Annotated in this window: 15 protein-coding genes; 4 read left to right on the forward strand and 11 right to left on the reverse strand. The window is 63.2% G+C overall.

Annotated elements, in window-relative coordinates:
• Nucleotides 1–398 precede the first annotated feature (398 nt).
• Nucleotides 399–854, forward strand: coding sequence for a transposase (locus DMX12_RS26400; RefSeq protein WP_110679870.1), 456 nt, complete (start codon nucleotides 399–401; stop codon nucleotides 852–854).
• A gap of 156 nt (nucleotides 855–1010) precedes the next feature.
• On the opposite strand, the gene rpsA is transcribed toward DMX12_RS26400, so the two are convergent.
• From rpsA to mtnA, 7 genes are all read right to left on the reverse strand, one after another.
• Nucleotides 1011–2687 (reverse strand): 30S ribosomal protein S1, encoded by a 1677-nt coding sequence (rpsA, locus tag DMX12_RS26405; protein WP_003252673.1) that lies wholly within the window; start codon nucleotides 2685–2687, stop codon nucleotides 1011–1013.
• 124 nt (nucleotides 2688–2811) lie between these two features.
• Nucleotides 2812–3498 carry a (d)CMP kinase gene (gene cmk, locus DMX12_RS26410; RefSeq protein WP_009685997.1) on the reverse strand — a complete coding sequence of 229 codons (687 nt, stop codon included), beginning with the start codon at nucleotides 3496–3498 and terminating at the stop codon, nucleotides 2812–2814.
• On the reverse strand, nucleotides 3495–5714 hold the full coding sequence (locus DMX12_RS26415) for a bifunctional prephenate dehydrogenase/3-phosphoshikimate 1-carboxyvinyltransferase (RefSeq protein ID WP_256599177.1): 2220 nt from the start codon (nucleotides 5712–5714) through the stop codon (nucleotides 3495–3497). The genes cmk and DMX12_RS26415 overlap by 4 nt, the downstream gene beginning before the upstream one ends.
• A 325-nt stretch (nucleotides 5715–6039) precedes the next feature.
• On the reverse strand, nucleotides 6040–7134 hold the full coding sequence (pheA, locus tag DMX12_RS26420) for a prephenate dehydratase (RefSeq protein ID WP_054914096.1): 1095 nt from the start codon (nucleotides 7132–7134) through the stop codon (nucleotides 6040–6042).
• Nucleotides 7134–8219: a 3-phosphoserine/phosphohydroxythreonine transaminase gene (gene serC, locus DMX12_RS26425; RefSeq protein ID WP_110679879.1), complete on the reverse strand. Its 1086-nt coding sequence runs from the start codon at nucleotides 8217–8219 to the stop codon at nucleotides 7134–7136. The genes pheA and serC overlap by 1 nt, the downstream gene beginning before the upstream one ends.
• Before the next feature lie 265 nt (nucleotides 8220–8484).
• The gene (gene gyrA / locus DMX12_RS26430; protein WP_110679872.1) at nucleotides 8485–11250 is read right to left on the reverse strand and encodes a DNA gyrase subunit A; all 2766 of its coding nucleotides are present in this window, start codon (nucleotides 11248–11250) and stop codon (nucleotides 8485–8487) included.
• A gap of 361 nt (nucleotides 11251–11611) precedes the next feature.
• Nucleotides 11612–12688: an S-methyl-5-thioribose-1-phosphate isomerase gene (mtnA, locus tag DMX12_RS26435; RefSeq protein ID WP_029886219.1), complete on the reverse strand. Its 1077-nt coding sequence runs from the start codon at nucleotides 12686–12688 to the stop codon at nucleotides 11612–11614.
• A 204-nt stretch (nucleotides 12689–12892) separates the two neighbouring features.
• Between mtnA and ubiG the strand changes: the two genes are divergently transcribed.
• The 3 genes from ubiG to DMX12_RS26450 all read left to right on the forward strand — a co-directional run bounded on the left by ubiG (nucleotide 12893) and on the right by DMX12_RS26450 (nucleotide 15191).
• Nucleotides 12893–13591, forward strand: a complete 699-nt coding sequence (gene ubiG / locus DMX12_RS26440; protein WP_009686004.1) for a bifunctional 2-polyprenyl-6-hydroxyphenol methylase/3-demethylubiquinol 3-O-methyltransferase UbiG — start codon at nucleotides 12893–12895, stop codon at nucleotides 13589–13591.
• 2 nt (nucleotides 13592–13593) lie between these two features.
• Nucleotides 13594–14265, forward strand: a complete 672-nt coding sequence (mupP, locus tag DMX12_RS26445; protein ID WP_029886220.1) for an N-acetylmuramic acid 6-phosphate phosphatase MupP — start codon at nucleotides 13594–13596, stop codon at nucleotides 14263–14265.
• 185 nt (nucleotides 14266–14450) lie between these two features.
• The gene (locus DMX12_RS26450) at nucleotides 14451–15191 is read left to right on the forward strand and encodes a YciK family oxidoreductase (protein ID WP_054912794.1); all 741 of its coding nucleotides are present in this window, start codon (nucleotides 14451–14453) and stop codon (nucleotides 15189–15191) included.
• A 62-nt stretch (nucleotides 15192–15253) separates the two neighbouring features.
• On the opposite strand, the gene DMX12_RS26455 is transcribed toward DMX12_RS26450, so the two are convergent.
• The 4 genes from DMX12_RS26455 to DMX12_RS26470 all read right to left on the reverse strand — a co-directional run bounded on the left by DMX12_RS26455 (nucleotide 15254) and on the right by DMX12_RS26470 (nucleotide 21117).
• The gene (locus DMX12_RS26455; protein WP_054890379.1) at nucleotides 15254–16039 is read right to left on the reverse strand and encodes a TenA family transcriptional regulator; all 786 of its coding nucleotides are present in this window, start codon (nucleotides 16037–16039) and stop codon (nucleotides 15254–15256) included.
• Nucleotides 16040–16069: 30 nt separating this feature from the next.
• Nucleotides 16070–18526 (reverse strand): EAL domain-containing protein, encoded by a 2457-nt coding sequence (locus DMX12_RS26460; protein ID WP_110679873.1) that lies wholly within the window; start codon nucleotides 18524–18526, stop codon nucleotides 16070–16072.
• 133 nt (nucleotides 18527–18659) lie between these two features.
• Complete coding sequence (locus DMX12_RS26465) at nucleotides 18660–20492, reverse strand: ABC transporter ATP-binding protein (RefSeq protein WP_029886223.1); 1833 nt, start codon at nucleotides 20490–20492, stop codon at nucleotides 18660–18662.
• On the reverse strand, nucleotides 20485–21117 hold the full coding sequence (locus DMX12_RS26470; RefSeq protein ID WP_110679874.1) for a DsbA family protein: 633 nt from the start codon (nucleotides 21115–21117) through the stop codon (nucleotides 20485–20487). The genes DMX12_RS26465 and DMX12_RS26470 overlap by 8 nt, the downstream gene beginning before the upstream one ends.
• Nucleotides 21118–21119: the final 2 nt, after the last annotated feature.

Consider the following 21119-nt stretch of genomic DNA (forward strand, 5'->3'; position numbering starts at 1 on the left):
GGAAGGATTTGAACAGGGTGCATCTTGACTTAATAAAAAATTTCAAGATTGAAGTTTTACCGGAATGGTCTAGGGAGGCCGCGCCGCGCGGGCGGCGCTCGATTTGCGCACCACCACATCCCCCACGACAAGCCCCCCGGGGCTACCCCGATATCTCATGCCATGCGCCGTGCCGGTAAAGGTACGGCGATGGAGCGGCATTGCCCGCGAGGCCGCGCCGCCCGCGCGGCGCATCGCGAGCTGCGCTCGCTCCTACGCTTGTTTCGGGCCAGTTATGCCTGGGCCAGGTGCGCGCGAACGCTTTGGTCCTTGTTTACATACTGCAAATCACTGGCGGGTCGATCCCTGCACAGGCTGACTATGCTGACCGAGCAATTACCTGCTCAAGGATGAACGCAATGCCGAACCCTCATGGCTACAGGCTTCGCCGCGCGCGATGCTCGGTACCAGGCAGGCTTTATATGCTGACTACGGTCACTCATCGACGTAAGCCTTTGTTTCACGACCTCCGCTTCGCACGGTTGGTCATCCAAAACCTTCGTTACGCGGAAGAACAACACCACTGCCGATCGCTGACCTGGGTCGTAATGCCAGACCATGTGCATTGGCTGATTGAGCTGAAAGAAGTGACGCTTGGAACATTGATGCAGCGCTTCAAAAGCCAGTCCAGCAATGCGCTTCAAAAGGCCGGGGCAAAGGGGAAGCCGGTGTGGCAGGCAGGTTATTACGACCGAGCCTTGCGCCGGGACGAGGATGTTTTCAAGATCGCGAGATACATCGTTGCCAATCCGGTAAGGGCCGGACTGGTGACATCGGTTGGCGCATATCCTCATTGGGATGCAGCATGGCTTTAAGGCATCACGATGGAGACGTATCGCACGCCGCCCGCGCCTCGCGACAGTTATGCCTGTGCGGATTGTGCACGAACGCTCCAGGGCATCGCGGGGCATACTAAGAACACAAAAAAAGGGCGACCCGAGGGTCGCCCTTTTTTACCGATCAAACAGAACTCAGTTCTGCTTGGCCATTGCTTCGCGCAGCAGCGCAGCCATGGTGGTGTCGGCAGCAGCTTCCGGAGCGTTTTTCAGGCTCTGGATAGCTTCACGCTCTTCAGCGTCGTCTTTCGACTTGATCGACAGGCTGATAACGCGGGACTTGCGGTCAACGCTGATGATCTTGGCTTCGATCTCTTCGCCTTCCTTCAGAACGTTGCGCGCGTCTTCAACGCGGTCACGGCTGATTTCGGAAGCTTTCAGAGTGGCTTCGATGTCGTCGGCCAGGGTGACGATGGCGCCTTTGGCGTCAACTTCTTTCACGATGCCCTTGACGATAGCGCCCTTGTCGTTGACAGCAACGAAGTTGGAGAACGGATCGTCTTCCAGCTGCTTGATGCCCAGGGAGATGCGCTCGCGCTCTGGGTCAACCGACAGGATGACGGTTTCCAGCTCGTCGCCCTTCTTGAAACGACGTACGGCTTCTTCGCCGGTTTCGTTCCAGGAGATGTCGGACAGGTGAACCAGGCCGTCGATGCCGCCGTCCAGACCGATGAAGATACCGAAGTCGGTGATCGACTTGATGGTACCGGTGATCTTGTCACCCTTGTTGAACTGGCCGGAGAAGTCTTCCCATGGGTTGGACTTGCACTGCTTGATGCCCAGGGAGATACGACGACGCTCTTCGTCGATGTCCAGAACCATGACTTCCACTTCGTCGCCAACCTGAACGACTTTCGACGGGTGGATGTTCTTGTTGGTCCAGTCCATTTCGGAAACGTGTACCAGACCTTCAACGCCTTCTTCCAGCTCAGCGAAGCAGCCGTAGTCGGTCAGGTTGGTTACGCGAGCCTGTACGCGAGTACCTTCTGGGTAACGGGCAGTGATAGCTACCCACGGATCTTCACCCATTTGCTTCAGACCCAGCGAAACGCGGTTGCGCTCACGGTCGAACTTCAGAACGCGTACGTCGACTTCGTCGCCAACGTTAACGATTTCCGATGGGTGCTTGATGCGCTTCCAGGCCATGTCGGTGATGTGCAGCAGGCCGTCGATACCGCCCAGGTCCACGAATGCGCCGTAGTCGGTGAGGTTCTTGACGATACCTTTGACTTGTTGGCCTTCCTGCAGGGTTTCCAGCAGGGCTTCGCGCTCGGCGGAGTTCTCGGCTTCCAGCACGCTGCGACGGGAAACGACAACGTTGTTGCGCTTCTGGTCCAGCTTGATGACCTTGAATTCCAGCTCTTTGCCTTCCAGGTGGGTGGTGTCGCGCACTGGGCGGACATCAACCAGGGAGCCCGGCAGGAACGCACGGATGCCGTTAACGTCGACAGTGAAGCCGCCCTTAACCTTACCGTTGATAACGCCCTTGACCACTTCTTCGGCGGCGAAAGCTGCTTCCAGAACAATCCAGCACTCGGCGCGCTTGGCTTTTTCACGGGACAGTTTGGTTTCGCCAAAGCCGTCTTCGACCGCGTCCAGCGCAACGTGGACTTCGTCACCGACCTTGATGGTCAGTTCGCCAGCTTCGTTGTAGAACTGCTCGAGCGGGATGACACCCTCGGACTTCAGGCCAGCGTGTACGGTAACCCAGTCGCCGTCGATGTCGACAACGATACCGGTGATGATGGCACCCGGCTGAAGATTGAGGGTTTTCAGGCTTTCTTCAAAGAGTTCTGCAAAGCTTTCGCTCATTTTAATTCCTGTAGATTCGGGCGAAACAAACGCCCCTCGCCACATTCCAGACAATGTGGGTCTGTTTAAAGTAAAGGAACGCCGGCAAGACGTTGACTGGTGAACCTGCCTGCTTTCCTGGTGATCAGAGAAGGTCGCGCTGGGCGATCTCGCTCCTGATACGTTGCAACACCTGCTCGATGGACAACTCGGTGGAATCCAGCTGAATGGCGTCTGCCGCTGGTTTCAGCGGGGCCACTGCACGCTGAGTGTCGCGTTCATCACGCGCCCTAATCTCATCCAGCAGACTCGACAGACTAACATCTTCACCCTTGCCCTTCAACTGCAGGTAGCGGCGGCGCGCCCGTTCCTCGGCACTGGCGGTCAGAAATACCTTCAGCGGCGCGTCGGGGAATACCACCGTGCCCATGTCGCGGCCGTCGGCAATCAGCCCAGGCATTTCCCGGAAGGCGCGCTGGCGCTGCAGCAGCGCCTCACGCACGGCAGGCAGCGACGCCACCATCGAGGCACCGGCACCGACGGTTTCGGTGCGGATGACCTGGCTGACGTCCTCACCTTCGAGAATGGTCTGCTGCAGCTTACCGGGCTCGGCGGCGATGAACTGCACATCCAGATGGGCGGCCAGCTTGGTCAGCAGCTCTTCGTTGGTCAGATCGACACCGTGGTTGCTGGCATTGAACGCCAGCAGCCGGTACAGCGCGCCCGAGTCCAGCAGGCGCCAGCCCAGTTCGCGCGCCAGCAAGCCGGCGACCGTACCTTTGCCAGAGCCACTCGGCCCGTCGATGGTGATGATGGGGGCCAGCGTATTCACGACTTGCCCTCTTCTGCCACGCGGATGCCCACTTCGGCGCACAGCGCCAGGAAGTTGGGGAACGACGTGGCAACGTTGGCGCAGTCATGAATGCGGATCGGCGCACTGGCGCGCAGCGAGGCCACGCTGAAGGCCATGGCAATGCGGTGGTCACCGTGGCCATGCACTTCGCCGCCGCCCAGCTGGCCGCCGTCGATGATGATGCCGTCCGGGGTCGGCTCGCACTTGATGCCCAGGGTCAGCAGGCCGTCGGCCATCACCTGGATACGGTCGGACTCCTTCACCCGCAGCTCTTCGGCACCGCGCAGCACGGTACGGCCTTCGGCGCAGGCAGCGGCAACGAACAGCACGGGGAACTCGTCGATAGCCAGCGGCACCAGTTCTTCAGGGATATCGATACCCTTCAGCTTGGCCCCGCGCACACGCAGGTCGGCCACCGGCTCGCCGCCGACTTCACGCTGGTTCTCCAGGGTGATGTCGCCACCCATCAGGCGCAGGATGTCGATGACACCGGTACGGGTCGGGTTGATGCCGACGTGTTCCAGCACCAGTTCGGAGCCTTCGGCGATGGACGCCGCCACCAGGAAGAAGGCTGCCGAGGAGATGTCGGCCGGCACTTCGATGCGGGTGGCGGTCAGCTTGCCCTCAGACTGCAACGAGGCCACCGGGCCATTGCTTTCTACCGCGTAGCCGAAACCGCGCAGCATGCGCTCGGTGTGGTCGCGGGTCGGTGCCGGCTCGGTGACGGTGGTCTTGCCTTCGGCGTACAGGCCGGCCAGCAGCAGGCAGGATTTGACCTGCGCGCTGGCCATCGGCAGCGTGTAGGTCAGCCCCTTGAGCCGGTGGCCGCCGCGAATGGTCAGCGGCGGGCGGCCTTCCGGGCCGGTCTCGACCACGGCACCCATTTCGCGCAGCGGGTTGGCCACACGGTTCATCGGGCGCTTGGACAACGAGGCATCACCGGTCATGGTCACGTCGAACGGCTGGCCGGCCAGCAAGCCGGACAGCAAACGCATCGAGGTCCCCGAGTTGCCTACGTACAGCGGGCCGGGCGGCGGCTTCAGGCCGTGCAGGCCAACACCATGAATGGTCACGCGGCCGTGGTTGGGGCCTTCGATGACCACACCCATGTCACGGAATGCCTGCAGGGTCGCCAGGGCGTCTTCACCTTCGAGGAAGCCTTCGACCTCGGTGGTGCCCTCGGCCAGCGAGCCAAGCATGATCGAGCGGTGAGAAATCGACTTGTCGCCCGGTACACGAATCCGCCCGTTCAGGCGGCCACCCGGTTGGGCCAGGAAAATCAGATCGTTGGCGTTCATAGCGTCCACATAGGCCCGACGGGCCAGGATTTTACTGAAATGCTCGCGGGCAACGCGTGCGCGGGTGAATACACCCAGCAACTGGTGCCCGTCCCCTTCAGCGATAGCGTCGCGCAAGGCGTCGAGATCACTGCGATATGTATCAAGTGTGCGCAGGACAGCATCGCGGTTGGCGAGGAAGATGTCATGCCACATGGTCGGGTCGCTGCCGGCGATCCTGGTGAAATCGCGGAACCCCCCGGCAGCGTACCGGAAGATCTCGAGGTTTTCATTGCGTTTGGCCAGTGAATCGACCAGGCCAAAGGCCAACAGGTGCGGCAAGTGGCTGGTGGCGGCCAGCACTTCGTCGTGGCGCTCGACCGTCATGTGCTCGACATCGGCCTCCAGCGCGCGCCACAGGCGGTCGACCAGGGCCAGTGCGGCCGGGTCGGTTTCGGCCAGCGGCGTGAGAATGACCTTGTGCCGGCGGAACAGGGTGGCGTTGGATGCCTCTACCCCGCTCTGCTCGGAACCGGCGATGGGGTGGCCAGGCACGAAGCGCGGCAGGCGCCGGCCGCTCTCGTTTACAAAAACAGAGCGCGCCTCACGAACAACATTGCCCTTGGCGCTGCCGACGTCGGTGATGATGGCGTTGCCCAGGTCTAGCCGAGCCAGGCGCGCCAGAACTTTCTCCATGGCCAGGATGGGCACGGCCAGCTGGATGACATCGGCGCCCACGCAGGCGGTGGCGAGGTCTTCTTCGCAGCGGTCGACCACGCCCAAGGCTACGGCCTGCTTGCGCGAGGGGGCGTCCAGGTCGACTCCGACCACTTCGCGGCACAGGCCGCTTTCACGCAGGCCCTTGGCGAACGAACCACCGATCAGGCCGAGGCCAACTACGACCAGGCGGTTGATGATGGGCGCGGGTTTGGTTTTTGCTGCATTTACCACTGGTGTGAACCCTGTTCAGAAATCGAGACAGCCTGTGAGACCGCTGGGGCTGCGTTGCAGCCCATCGCAGGCAAGCCAGCTCCCACACCCATCGCAGGCACGCCAGCTCCTACAGGAGTAGTGCAAACCTGGGGGCTTGTGCTGGACCTGTGGGGGACAGCCTGTGAGACCGCTGGGGCTGCGTTGCAGCCCATCGCAGGCACAGGGGCAGTGGAAACCTGGAGGCTTGCGCTGTACCTGTGGGAGCTGGCTTGCCGGCGATGGGGCGCAAAGCGCCCCCAGCGGCCCTGAATCAAAGCACTGCCTTCGGATACGAGCCCAGCACCTTCAGCGCCACAGCCTCCTGGCTGATCTGTTCGAGCACCGCCTTGATCAGTGGGTCGCGGTGGTGGCCAACGAAGTCGATGAAGAACACGTAGGTCCACTTGCCGCTGCGCGACGGGCGGGTTTCGATGCGGGTCAGGTCGATGCCGTTCTGGTGGAACGGCACCAGCAGCTCATGCAGCGCGCCCGGCTTGTTGCTCATCGAAACAATGATCGAGGTCTTGTCGTCGCCGGTGGGCGGCACTTCCTGCTGGCCGATCATCAAAAAGCGCGTGGAGTTGTCTGGGCGGTCTTCGATCTTCTCGGCCAGGCGGGTCAAGCCATACAGGTTGGCAGCCATGTCACCGGCGATCGCCGCCGAGTTCCACTCGCCCTTCACGCGCTTGGCGGCCTCGGCATTACTCGATACCGCCACCCGCTCCACGTTCGGGTAGTGCGCGTCCAGCCACTTGCGGCACTGGGCCAGGGACTGGGCATGGGAATAGATGCGGGTGATGCTGTCGGTCTTGGTGCTCTCCCCCACCAGCAGGTGGTGGTGGATACGCAGCTCGACTTCGCCGCAAATCACCATGTCATGCTCGAGGAAGCTGTCCAGGGTGTGGCTGACAGCACCTTCGGTGGAGTTTTCCACCGGCACTACGCCAAAGTTCACAGCACCGGCTGCCACTTCACGGAACACCTCGTCGATGGCCGCCATCGGGCGGCTGACCACCGCGTGACCGAAGTGCTTCATGGCCGCCGCCTGGGTGAAGGTGCCTTCAGGGCCCAGGTAGGCGATTTTCAGCGGCTCTTCCAGGGCCAGGCACGACGACATGATTTCGCGGAACAGCCGCGCCATTTCTTCGTTGCCCAGCGGCCCTTTATTACGCTCCATCACCCGCTTGAGCACTGCTGCTTCGCGCTCGGGGCGGTAGAACACCGGCTTCTCGCCTTCTTTGAGCGAAGCGGTCTTGACCCGCGCAACCTCTTCGGCACACCGGGCGCGCTCGCTGATCAGCTCGAGGATTTTCTCGTCGAGGCTGTCGATGCGAACGCGCAGGGCTTTGAGTTCCTGTTCCGACATCAGCCGTGCTCCTTCTCGAATTCAGCCATGTAGGCCACCAGCGCTTCCACGGCGTCCAGGCCCAGGGCGTTGTAGATAGAGGCGCGCATCCCGCCCACCGAGCGGTGGCCCTTGAGGTTGAGCAGGCCGCGAGCATCGGCACCGGCGAGGAAGGCCTTGTCCAGGCGTTCATCGGCCAGGCGGAACGGCACGTTCATCCACGAGCGGGCATTGACGCTGATCGGGTTGGTGTAGAACTCGCTGCTGTCGATGAAGCCGTACAGGCGGTCTTTCTTGGCCCGGTTGCGCTGCTCCATGGCCTCGACACCGCCCTGCTCCTTGAGCCACTCGAACACCAGGCCCGAGAGGTACCAGGAGTAAGTGGCCGGGGTGTTGTACATCGAGCCGTTGTCGGCCGACACCTTGTAGTCGAGCATGGTCGGGCAGCTGCTGCGGGCGTGGCCCAGCAGGTCTTCACGCACGATCACCACCACCAGGCCGCTGGGGCCGATGTTTTTCTGCGCGCCGGCGTAAATCAGGCCGAACTGCGACACGTCGATCGGGCGCGAGAGGATGTCGGAGGACATGTCGACCACCAGCGGAACGTCACCGGTCTGCGGCACCCAGTCGAACTGCAGGCCACCGATGGTTTCGTTGGACGCATAGTGCACGTAGGCAGCGTTATTGGTCAGTTTCCAGTCGTTCTGGCCCGGAATGGCCAGGTAATCGTAGGCCTTGGCGCTGGCGGCGACGTTGACGTTGCCGAAGCGGCGCGCTTCCTCGATGGCCTTCTTCGACCAGATACCGGTCTCGATGTAGTCGGCAGTGCCGTTTTCCGGCAGCAGGTTCAGCGGGATTTCAGCGAACTGCTGGCTGGCACCACCCTGCAGGAACAGTACCTTGTAGTTGGAGGGGATAGACAGCAGGTCACGCAGGTCCTGCTCGGCCTTTTCGGCGATGGCCACGTAATCGTCGCTGCGATGGCTCATTTCCATCACCGACAAGCCCTTGCCATGCCAGTCCAGCATTTCAGCCTGGGCGCGCTGCAGAACAGCGGTAGGAAGCGCGGCAGGGCCTGCGCAGAAGTTAAAGGCTCGGTTGCTCACATCCACTCTCGCTCTGCCAAATGGTACAAATTCATTTCTTGCAGGCCGCACGCGCCTCTTTGTGGGAGCGGCCTTGTGTCGCGATAGGGCCGCGAAGCGGCCCCCAGCTTTTTGCAGCGCCGCTGAAATCCTGGGGCTGCTTTGCAGCCCTTTCGCGACACAAGGCCGCTCCTACAAAAAGCTTGCTCGCACCCGGCCAGGCATTGCCTGCAGTTATCAGTCAAACGGGGCGACCTTGGTCGCCCCGTTCGGGTTTTACACCTGCTTACTCCTGCGGGGCCTCTGCGGCGCCTGCAGCTTCGTCATTGTCTGGCACTTCCGCCTCGACACCCTCCTCGCCCGCCTCGACCATATCGTCGAGTTCGTCCTCGGACGGTTCCTGGATCCGCTCCAGGCCAACCAGTGTTTCGTCGGCAGCCAGCTTGATCAAGGTCACACCCTGCGTGTTGCGGCTCAGGCTGGACACTTCGCCAACCCGGGTGCGCACCAGCGTGCCCTGGTCGGAGATCAGCATGATCTCCTCACCTTCATGCACCTGGATGGCGCCGATCAACAAGCCATTGCGCCCCTTGGTGCCCATGGCGATCACGCCCTGGCCGCCACGGCCGCGGCGCGGGAACTTGGACAGCGGGGTACGCTTGCCAAAGCCACGCTCGGAAGCGGTCAGGATCTGCGCGCCGGACTCCGGAATCAGCATGGAAATGATCTGCTGCCCCTTGCCCAGCTTCATGCCCCGCACGCCACGGGCGTTACGGCCCATTTCACGCACCACGCTCTCGGCAAAGCGAATGACCTTGCCAGCGTCGGAGAACATCATCACTTCCTTGGCGCCGTCGGTGATGGCCGCTGCAATCAGGGTATCGCCTTCTTTGAGCTTCAAGGCAATCAGGCCATTGGAGCGCGGGCGGGCGAACTGCACCAGCGGGGTCTTCTTGACGGTACCCGAAGCGGTGGCCATGAAGATGTACGCGCCGGTCGGCTCTGCCACCCACTCAGGGGTGTCGCCGTCTTCTTCGTCAACTTCCTCGGCCTCGACCAGCTCACCTTCGAGCACGGTGTCGTCGGCGTCTTCCAGCTCTTCGTCAAGGTCTGCGTTCTGCTGCAGGGCCTCGAGGTCCACCTGCAGCATGGCGGTGATGCGCTCACCCTCTTCCAGCGGCAGCAGGTTCACCAGCGGGCGACCACGGGCGGCACGCGATGCTTCCGGAATTTCGTAGGTCTTTTTCCAGTACACCTTGCCCTTGCTGGAGAACAGCAGCAGCGTGGCGTGGCTGTTGGCGACCAGCAGGTGCTCGATGTAGTCCTCGTCCTTCACGCCGGTCGCCGACTTGCCTTTGCCGCCACGGCGCTGGGCCTGGTAAGCGGACAACGGCTGGGTCTTGGCGTAACCACCGTGGGAAATGGTGACCACGCGCTCTTCTTCCGGGATCATGTCGCCGTAGTTGAGGTCGTGGCTGGCATTGAGGATTTCGGTGCGGCGGGCATCGCCGTACTCGGCGCGGATGGCCTCCAGCTCTTCGCGGATCACTTCCATCAGGCGCTCGGCGCTGTTGAGGATGCGGATCAGCTCGCCGATCTGCTCGAGAATTTCCTGGTACTCGGCCAGCAGCTTCTCGTGCTCCAGGCCGGTCAGGCGGTGCAGGCGCAGGTCGAGAATGGCCTGGGCCTGTTCCGGCGACAGGAAGTATTTGCCATCGTGCAGGCCATACTGCTCGGGCAGGTCTTCAGGGCGGCAGGCCTCGGCACCGGCGCGCTCGACCATGACCTGCACGGCACTGGACTCCCACGGCGTGGAAATCAGGGCTTCCTTGGCCTCGGAAGGCGTAGGCGAAGCCTTGATCAAGGCAATGACCGGGTCGATGTTGGACAGCGCAACCGCCTGGCCTTCAAGGATGTGGCCGCGTTCGCGGGCCTTGCGCAGCTCGAAGACAGTGCGGCGGGTCACCACTTCACGGCGGTGACGGACGAACGCTTCGAGCAGGTCCTTGAGGTTGAGCAGCCGCGGGCGGCCGTCCACCAGGGCCACCACGTTGATGCCGAATACGCTCTGCAGCTGGGTTTGCTGGTAGAGGTTGTTGAGCACCACCTCCGGCACTTCGCCGCGGCGCAGCTCGATGACGATGCGCATGCCGTCCTTGTCGGACTCGTCGCGCAGCTCGGTGATGCCTTCGATCTTTTTCTCTTTGACCAGCTCGGCGATCTTCTCGATCAGCCGCGCCTTGTTCAGCTGGTACGGCAGCTCGGTGATCACGATCTGCTGGCGGCCACCGACCTTGTCGATGTCTTCGACCTCGGAGCGGGCACGCATGTAGATGCGGCCGCGGCCGGTGCGGTAGGCCTCGATGATGCCTTGGCGACCGTTGATGATGCCGGCTGTCGGGAAGTCCGGGCCGGGGATGAACTGCATCAGTTCATCGACGGTGACTTCCGGGTTGTCGATCAGCGCCAGGCAACCGTCGATGACTTCGCCAAGGTTGTGCGGCGGAATGTTGGTCGCCATACCCACGGCGATACCGCTGGAACCGTTGACCAGCAGGTTGGGGATACGCGTGGGCATGACCGCCGGGATCTGCTCGGTGCCGTCGTAGTTGGGCACCCAGTCGACGGTTTCCTTGTGCAGGTCGGACAGCAGCTCGTGGGCCAGCTTGGTCATGCGCACTTCGGTGTATCGCATGGCCGCGGCATTGTCGCCGTCCACCGAACCGAAGTTGCCCTGGCCATCGACCAGCAGGTAGCGCAGCGAGAAGGGCTGGGCCATACGCACGATGGTGTCGTAGACCGCAGTGTCGCCGTGCGGGTGGTACTTACCGATCACGTCACCGACCACACGGGCGGATTTCTTGTACGGCTTGTTCCAGTCGTTGCCCAGTTCGCTCATCGCATAGAGAACGCGACGATGCACGGGCTTCAAGCCGTCACGTGCATCGGGCAGCGCTCGCCCGACAATCACGCTCATCGCGTAGTCGAGGTAGGACTGTCTCAGTTCGTCTTCGATATTGACCGGGAGGATTTCTTTGGCCAGTTCGCCCATGAGAAGCCTGATTCCTTTTTCTGGTGAAACTTCGCAGCTCCATCAAGGGCCGAACGAAGCTCGCCGCCGCAGCGCATAAGGGTGCGACGACTTACGACAAATCAATGAGTTGTGCCATGGATCTGCGCAATGAAGGCCGCCGTGATGGGCGGTCTTGGAAACTGCCGGATGTTACCACAAAGGCGGGTGCGGTGGGGAGATCTGTACGGCGGTGCACGGTCATTGTGGGAGCGGCCTTGTGTCGCGAAAGGGCTGCGCAGCAGCCCCTGCAATTTTTGCGTCTTCGCCAAGATCCCGGGGCCGCTTTGCGGCCCAATCGCGACACGAGGCCGCTCCCACAAGGTACGCGTGTTTCAGGTTATCAATGCAGGCGCTTGCGGCACATCAACTGCGCCAGCTTGGCGGTATCCGGACGTTCGACAATGCCGCGCTCGGTCACGATCACGTCGATCAGGTCTGCCGGGGTCACGTCGAACACCGGGTTGAACACCTCGACCTCCGGGGCCACCCGGGTGCCGGCGTAATCCAGCAGTTCATCGGCCTCACGCACTTCCAGGGGGATATCCTCGCCGGTCGCCAGGTTCAGGTCGATGCTGGTGCTGGGCGCCACCACCATGAAGCGCACGCCATGGTGCATGGCGCTGACCGCCAGCTGGTACGTGCCGATCTTGCCAGCCATGTCGCCATTGGCGGCAATGCAGTCCGCCCCCACCACCACCCAGGTGATGCCCTTGGTCTTCATCAGGTGGGCCAGCGCCGAATCGGCGCACAGGGTGGTCGGGATGCCTTCGTTGGTCAGCTCCCACGCGGTCAGGCGCGAGCCCTGCAGCCAGGGGCGCGTCTCGCCGGCATACACCCGCTCGACCATGCCTTCGAGGTAACCGGCACGGATCACCCCCAGCGCGGTGCCGAAGCCGCCACTGGCCAGCGCACCGGCATTGCCATAGGTGAGCAGGGTCTGGGCGTTGCCCTGGTGGCGGCGGATCAGCTCGGTGCCGTGCTGGGCCATGGTCAGGTTGGCTTCACGGTCGCTTTCGTGAATGGCCAGCGCTTCGGCCTCGCACGCGGCCAGCACGTCTTCGTCCGGGCGCAGGCGCTGCAGGCGCTCGCGCATGCGGTTCAGTGCCCAGAACAGGTTGGCAGCCGTGGGGCGCGCCTCGGCCAGGGTGAGAAAGTCCTCTTCCAGGTCCAGCTCCCAGTCACCACCTTCGGCCAGCCGCTCTTCCAGGGCCAGCACCAGGCCGTAGGCCGCCGCGATACCGATCGCCGAAGCACCGCGCACCGCCATGTCGCGGATCGCGGCTGCCACCTGCGCGACATTGTCGCAGGCCAGCCAGCACTCCCGGGACGGCAGCAGGCGCTGGTCGAGCAGGTGCAGGACGCCGCCCTGCCAGCGGATCGCGGTCACCTTCTCCGCCGCCAATAGTCGCTCGCGCATTGCCTCTCCCTGTCGTTCGGATATCAAAAGCCGGCGATTATAGCGAGCCTGGGGGCCGAGCGCTCGGGTATACTCCGGCCTTTTCGAGCGCAAGCCGCAAGCTACGAGCGGCAGGAAAAAGCGAATGCGTACAAGGTCTGCTTTTTCTTGCTGCCTGGGGCTTGCAGCTTGCAGCTTAATAGCCAAGCTTCTGAGGACTGCCCAATGAGCAACGTCGACCGCGCCGAAATCGCCAAGTTCGAAGCGCTGGCCCACCGCTGGTGGGACCGTGAAAGCGAGTTCAAGCCGCTGCATGAAATCAACCCGCTGCGCGTCAACTGGATCGACGAACGCGCCAGCCTGGCCGGCAAGAAGGTGCTGGACGTAGGTTGCGGCGGCGGCATCCTCAGCGAAGCCATGGCCCTGCGCGGCGCCAGCGTTACCGGTATCGACATGGGCGAGGCGCCGCTGGCCGTGGCCCAGCTGCACCAGCTGGAGTCTGGCGTGCAGGTGGAGTACCGGCAGATCACCGCCGAAGCGCTGGCCGAAGAAATGCCTGAACAATTCGATGTGGTCACCTGCCTGGAAATGCTCGAGCACGTACCCGACCCGTCGTCGGTGATCCGTGCCTGCTACCGCATGGTCAAGCCGGGCGGCCAGGTGTTCTTCTCCACCATCAACCGCAACCCCAAGGCCTACCTGCTGGCCATCGTTGGCGCCGAGTACATCCTGAAGATGCTGCCGCGCGGCACCCATGACTTCAAGAAGTTCATCCGCCCCTCCGAACTGGGCGCGTGGAGCCGTGATGCCGGCCTGCAGGTCAAGGACATCATCGGCCTGACCTACAACCCGCTGACCAAGCACTACAAGCTGAGCAGCGACGTCGACGTCAACTACATGATCCAGACCCTGCGCGAGGAATGAGCATGCGTTTGCGAGCGGTACTCTTCGACATGGACGGCACCCTGCTCGACACGGCGCCGGACTTCATCGCCATCTGCCAGGCCATGCTCGCCGAACGCGGCCTGCCGCCGGTCGATGACACGCTGATCCGCGGGGTGATTTCCGGCGGTGCGCGGGCCATGGTCGCCGCCACCTTCGCCATGGACCCTGCAGCCGAAGGCTTCGAGGCCCTGCGCCTGGAGTTCCTCGAGCGCTACCAGCGCGACTGCGCGGTGCACAGCAAGCTGTTCGACGGCATGGCCGAACTGCTGGCCGACATCGAGAAAGGCAAGCTGCTGTGGGGCGTGGTCACCAACAAACCGGTGCGCTTCGCCGAGCCGATCATGCAGCAACTGGGCCTGGCCGAGCGTTCGGCGCTGCTGATCTGCCCGGACCATGTGAAAAACAGCAAGCCGGACCCGGAGCCGCTGATCCTGGCCTGCAACACCCTGAACCTGGACCCGGCCAGCGTGCTGTTCGTCGGCGACGACTTGCGCGACATCGAGTCGGGCCGTGACGCCGGCACCCGTACCGCCGCGGTGCGCTACGGCTATATTCACCCAGAAGACAACCCCAACCACTGGGGCGCCGACGTGGTGGTGGACCACCCGCTGGACCTGCGCAAGGTGATCGACAGCGCGTTGTGCGGCTGCTGAAGCTGCTGAAGCTGCTGAAGCTGCTGAAGCTGCTGAAGCTGCTGAAGCTGCTGAAGCTGCTGAAGTTGCAAGTTGCAAGTTGCAAGTTGCAAGCCACAAGCTGCAGCAGCCCACATCGCCCAGCTTTTTCTTGTAGCTTGTAGCTTGTAGCTTGAAGCTAAAAGCCCCGAATCAAGGACAGAACCATGTTCGACTACACCGCCCGCCCCGACCTGCTCAAAGGCCGGGTCATCCTGGTTACCGGTGCCGGCCGCGGCATCGGCGCTGCTGCTGCCAAGGCCTACGCCGCGCTGGGCGCCACCGTGCTGTTACTGGGCAAGACCGAAGCCAACCTGAACGAGGTCTACGACCAGATCCTGGCCGCCGGGCATCCGCAGCCGGTGGTCGTTCCGTTCAACCTGGAAACCGCGCAGGCACATGAGTACGACGACCTGGCGGTCATGATCGAAGAGCAGTTCGGCCGCCTTGACGGCCTGCTCAACAACGCCTCGATCATCGGCCCGCGCACGCCGCTGGAACAGTTGTCAGGCGATCATTTCATGCGCGTGATGCACATCAACGTCGATGCCACGTTCATGCTCACCAGCACCCTGCTGCCGCTGCTGAAGCTGTCGGAAGACGCCTCGGTGGTGTTCACCAGCAGCAGCGTGGGGCGCAAGGGCCGTGCCTACTGGGGCGCCTACGGCGTGTCGAAGTTCGCCACCGAGGGCCTGATGCAGACCCTGGCCGACGAACTGGAAGGCGTGGCGCCGGTGCGGGCCAACAGCATCAACCCCGGGGCCACGCGCACAGCGATGCGGGCGCAGGCTTACCCTGGCGAGAACCCGCAGAACAACCCGCTGCCTGAAGAAATCATGCCCGTGTACCTGTACCTCATGGGGCCGGACAGCAAGGCCGTGAATGGGCAGGCGCTGAACGCCCAGTAACGACTGGGATTGCGGGGGCCGCAGCGCGGCCCATCGCGGCCTTGCTTCGCAGCGGGCCGGGCCTACCCGGCGGCCAACGCCGGGCGCATACGCCCCTGCTGGCGCCCCTCAAGCTGCATGCACCGTTCCAGGAACAGGAACATGCAGTCGTAGCTCTTACAGATCGCCCTGCGCAACTCGGTGCGCAAGCCCAGGCTGGGGTTCTCGCCGGCCAGGGTACAGATGATTTCCAGCGCTTCCCACGGGTGCGCATCGTCATACTGGGCGTGCATCTTCAGCCATTTCATCGCCCGCTTGCGCCCTTCCTCCGGGAAGCCCATGGCGTAGGTGTCGGTCGAACACACCACTGCCGACCATTCGCCCGTCGCGCCTTCGATGGCATAGTTGGTCGCGGCCATGGCAATGGCCAGGTTCTCGGTGGCACACACCCGCCAGCACCAGTCGTTCAGGCCGTTGAGCTCCGGCGGCACGTCCTGGGCCTGCAGGTCGTGCAGGTGCACACCATGCGCCTGGCACCAGTTCACCCAGTAATCGGCATGGTTGAGCTCGACCCGGATATTGCGCATCAGCCAGCGCCGTGCCATGTCCTCACCCTGGTGCCGACCGTAGCGGGTCTTGGTCAGGTTGTGGGCCATGTACAGCGAGAACTGCTCCACCACCGGCCAGCCGCCAATCAGGTACTGGCGAATGGTCGATTGCTTCAGCTGGCCATCGCGCAGGCGTGCATAGAACTCATGCTCCACGACCCGGCGCTTGCTCTCGCGGCAATCTTCAATCAGTTGCTGAGCCCATTGGGGGTAACTGGCCGGGTCCATCAACGGCCCGATACGAACGAATGCATCAATCACTTTCAGCTCCTTGGTCCTTGTGATTTCCAGCTAACGAAAGGTGCCAGGTGCACGCTGCAACAGAGGCCGGGCGGCGATCCGTTGGCGCTGCAGACTGTCACAGGTGAACACCTGGGGGCGTTCGATCAGGTAGCCCTGGGCGTAATCCACGCCAATTTCCTGCAGGGCCTGCTCGATCAGGGGCGTTTCGACAAACTCGGCGATGGTGCGCTTGCCCATCACATGGCCGATATGGTTGATGACTTCGACCATGGCCCGGTTGACCGGGTCGTCGAGCATGTCCTTGACGAAACTACCGTCGATCTTGAGGTAATCCACGGGCAAATGCTTGAGGTAGGCGAACGAGGACATGCCGGCGCAGAAATCATCGAGCGAGAAGCGGCAACCCAGGCCCTTGAACTCGTTGATGAAGCGGATGGCGCTACCCAGGTTGGCGATGGCGCTGGTTTCGGTGATTTCGAAGCAGATCATCCGCGGCGGAATGGCGTACTCGACAAATAGCCGCTGCAGGTATTCCAGGAACTTGTCATCGCCGATGCTCGACCCCGACAAGTTGATCGCGCAGGTCGACAGCGGCCCTTCCCGCCCCTCGTCCAGGCACTGGCGGATGACCATGAATACATTGCGCACCACCCAGCGGTCCAGCGCCGTCATCAGGCCGTAGCGTTCGGCGGCCGGAATGAAGCTGCTGGGCAGGATGGTGCGGCCGCTTTCGTCGTGCAGGCGCAGCAGAATTTCGATATGGCCCGGCCCCTCGAAGGTTTTCAGCGGGGCGATTTCCTGCGCGTACAGGCAAAACCGGTTCTCTTCCAGGGCAACATGCAAACGCTGTATCCAGGCCATTTCGCCAAAGCGCATGGACAGCTCGCTGTCGTCGGCGTGGTACACCTGTACGCGGTTGCGGCCTTTTTCCTTGGCCATGTAGCAGGCCATGTCCGCGGCACGTAACGAGGCTTCAAGGGTGCTGGGGGCCTGGGCCATGTGCACCAGGCCTATGCTGACCGTGGTCACGAACGGGCGGCCTTTCCACACGAAGTGCAGGCTTTGCACCAGCTGGCGCAGTTGCTCGGCGATGCGCTCGGCCTGGTCGCTGGGGCAGTTTTCCAGCAACACGCCAAATTCGTCGCCCCCCAGCCGCGCCAAGGTGTCGCCCTCACGCAGGCCAGACTGCAGCACGGCACAGATGTGCCGCAGCAGTTCGTCGCCAGCGGCGTGGCCGCAGGTGTCATTGACCAGCTTGAACTGGTCCAGGTCCAGGAACATCAGTGAATGCCGCCCGGCCTGGCGGGCCAGGCCATTGAGCGCCTGCTCCAGGCGGTATTCGAACTCGCGGCGGTTGGCCAGCCCGGTCAGCGCATCATGGGTAGCCTGCCAGGACAGGTTGGCAATGTACTGGCGCTCCTGGGTCATGTCGTGCAGCACCAGCACAATGCCGGCAACCTGGCCGTCATTGACGATCGGCGAGCCCACCAGGTTGATCGATACCGTGCTGCCGTCCAGGCGCTGGATCAGCCGCGCATGCTCGGCGCCGCCATTGAGGCTGCCGTTTAGCACCTGTTCGACCAGGCTGGTGCCGTTTTCTTCGGCGTGCTCGTCGACCAGGCTGAACAATGCCGAAAGCGGTAACCCTTGGGCCTGCGCGGCCTGCCAGTGGGTCAGCTGTTCGGCGGCCGGGTTCATGTAGCCGATGCAGCCCTCCACATCGGTGGTTATCACCGCGTCGCCGATAGCCTGCAGGGTAATCTGCGCCCGCTCTTTTTCTTCCTGCAGGGCACTGGCGAAGGCCTGGCGCTGGGCCAGCAGCTTGCTCGAGCGGCGCCAGGCAATGCTGATCAGGAACATGGCCGTCAGCAGGTTGGTGAACAGCAGCACCCGCAGCAGCATGCGCGACCCTTCGCCCAGCGCATCGCTGAAGGCCTTGGCCGCCGGCGTTACCCCTTCGTTGATGCTGACGATGCGCGCTTTCCATGCCTCGACCGCAGCGGCGTCCACTGGGCCTGCAGCGAAGCGCTGGTGCATCTCGCCTGCCAGCACATCCAGCTTCTCCAGGTAATCGTCACCGACATTCCAGTAGTCGATGGCGGTCTGCATGTAGCTGATGTTGCGGAAGTTGCGGTAGAACCAGATGATGCGTTGCACATCGTCGGCGTGGTTGCCGCCCTGAAGTACCGCCTGGCGCGCGGCTTCCAGGTCGGGGTGCGGCTGGTCGAGCAACTCGCGCACCTTCTGGTCGCCCTGGGGCACGGTTATGGCCTGGCGATAGCGCTGGTAGGTACTCTCGTCGCGGGTCTCGGCGTACAGGTTGAGGTAATAGATGGCATCTTTCTGCGCCTTGGACCACAAACTCTCGCCCGCAACGTAAGCGCGCACGGACGACAGCGTGTACAGGCTGAGACTACCCAGCGCCACCTGGAAGACCACGACGGCGATGAAGGGCCAGGTAATGCCCAGCAGCTTTGGCGCTTCGAGTGTGCGATGTCCCTTCATGGAGTCCCTGTCACAGAGCAGATAAGGCGCAAATCGACCCAGACAAGCACAGCGTAGGCCATTTGCCATCGCTGTGAAGGGGATTTATGACAAGGCAGCGGGGGGCTTTGCGCAGCCTGGGTCGGCCCAGGATTCAGCTCTGCTGCAGATGCCCGTACAGCTTGGCATACAACCCGCCTTCGGCAATCAGCTGCTGGTGGTCGCCATCTTCCGCCACATGCCCACCATCGAACACCAGCACCCGGTCGGCCTGTTTCACGGCCGACAGGCGGTGGGCGATGATCAGCGTGGTGCGGCCACTGAGGAAGCGCGCCAAGGCCTGGTGCAGGTTGTATTCGGTGGCCGCGTCCAGCGCCGACGTGGCCTCGTCGAGGATCACCACCTTGGGCTCGGCCAGCACCATGCGGGCGATGGCCAGGCGCTGGCGCTGGCCGCCGGACAGGCGCACACCCGACCGCCCCACCACACTGTCCAGGCCCTGCGGCAAGGCGGCGATGGTGGCGTCCAGCTGGGCGATGCGCAGCGCCTGCCAACAGGCCTCGTCACTGCAGTCACGGCCCATGGTGAGGTTGGCACGCACGGTGTCATTGAACAGCGATGGGTGCTGCAGTACCACTGCCACGTTTTCGCGCAGGGTTTCCAGGCCGATTTCCTGCAAGCTGGCCCCGCCAAAGCGGATGGTCCCGGCCTGGGCGCTGTACAAGCCCAGCAGCAGTTGCACCAGGGTGCTCTTGCCGCCGCCGCTGGCACCGACAATGGCCACCTTCTCACCCGGCGCGATCGACAGGTCGAGGTGGTCGAGCACGGGCTCATCGGCATAGGCAAAACGCAGGTCACGCACCTCGATACCGACCGTGTCACGGCCGGCGAACGGGTCGCTGGCCGCCGGGTACTGCGGCTCGTCGGCCCGCGCCAGCAGCTCGTTGAGGCGGTTGAGGGCGCCGCCGGCGGCATAGTAGGCGTATTGCAGGTTGAGCAACTGCTCGACCGGGCCGATCATGAACCACAGGTAGCTGAACACCGCCAGCATCTGGCCGATCGACAGGTCGGAAAACAGCACGGTCAGCATGGCCGCCGCGCGGAAAATATCGATACCGAACTGGAACAGCAAACCACTGGCGCGGCCACTGGCGTCGCTTTTCCATTGCGAGTCGACGGCATAGTCGCGCACTTCGCGGGCGCGCAGGCCCAGCCGGCCGAGGAAATAGCCCTGGCGGTTGCCGGCGCGTATTTCCTGTATCGCATCGAGGGTTTCCGCCAGGGCCTGGGTGAACCGCGCGGTGCTGTCGTTCTCGAGCTTTTTGAGGTGCTTGACGCGTTTGCCCAACTGCACTGTGAAGTAGATCACCAGCGGGTTGAACAGCAGGATCAGCAACGCCAGTTGCCAGTGCATCCAGATCAGGATGGCGGCCGTGCCGGTCAAGGTGAGCATGGCCACCAGGAAGCGGCTAAGGGTTTCGCCCACGAACTTGTCGAGGGTGTCCAGGTCGGTGACCAGGTGCGTGGTGACCGTGCCACTGCCCAGGCTTTCGTATTCCTGCAGCGAAATACGCTTGAGCCGCTCGATCAGGCGGATGCGCAGGCGGTAGACGATGTCCTTGGCCAGGCCGGCGAACAATTTGGCCTGCACCACGTTGAAGGCCAACGCGGCCAGGCGCAGGCACAGGGTAAGGCACAGCATCAGGCCGATGTAGCCGGCAGCCACCTGCCAGCCCGACGGCAGCAGGTGGTTCATCCACTTCAGTGCCGCATCGCCATGGCCGAGTAGCACTTCGTCTACCAGCAACGGCAGCAACAGCGGGATGGGCACGCTGCAGCAGGCCGCGAGCACGGCGATCAGGTTGGCCGACCAGAGCTGCTTGCGGTGGTGCAGGGCCAGCCGGCGGATTTCCGCCCAGCTCAGCCGATCAGCCGCCGTGCAGGGCTTGCCCGGTACCGGGTCGGGGGACCCAGGCAGGTCAAGCACAGGTGGCCTGCTGCAGCCAGCGGCCGAGCAATGGTTGCAGGCGCTCCAACGGCTGGTAGCCGTTGGTCAACAGCGCCAGTTGGCCGTTGCGCTCGGCGAGCAGGGTCGGAAAACCGGCGATGCCCAGGTCCTGGGCCCAGACGAAATCGGCCGCGGTGGCGGCGCGGGTATCGGCCTGGGCGAAGGTGGCGGCGAATGCGGCACGGTCGAAACCGGCTTGTTCAGCTAGGTCGACCAGCTGTGGTGCAGTGGTCACGTCCATGCCCTGCTCGTAGAACGCGCGCTGGATCAGCGCCAGCAGCGGCCAGACGCGCTCGCCAGCCAGTTCGCGGGCGCTGACCAGGGCGCGGCAGGCCGGCTCGGTGTCGTAGACGAAACCGTCCGGCATGGCCCCTTCGAAGCGGAACGCCTGGCCCGTGGCGTCGGCCACCGCCTGCCAGTGTTCGAGGATGTACTTGCGCGTGGCGCTGTCCAGCGCACTGCCGCCCGTGCGCAGCCCGCCCACCACCAGGTGGGTGGGCACACCCGCCTCATGCGCCTGGGCGATCAGGGCCGCGGCCACTGGCGCGAAACCCCAGCACCAGGAGCACATCGGGTCCATCACATAGATCAGGCGGGCAGACATGC

The sequence above is a fragment of the Pseudomonas sp. MB-090624 genome (assembly GCF_003205245.1).
GTDB classification, from domain to species: Bacteria; Pseudomonadota; Gammaproteobacteria; order Pseudomonadales; family Pseudomonadaceae; genus Aquipseudomonas; species Aquipseudomonas juntendi.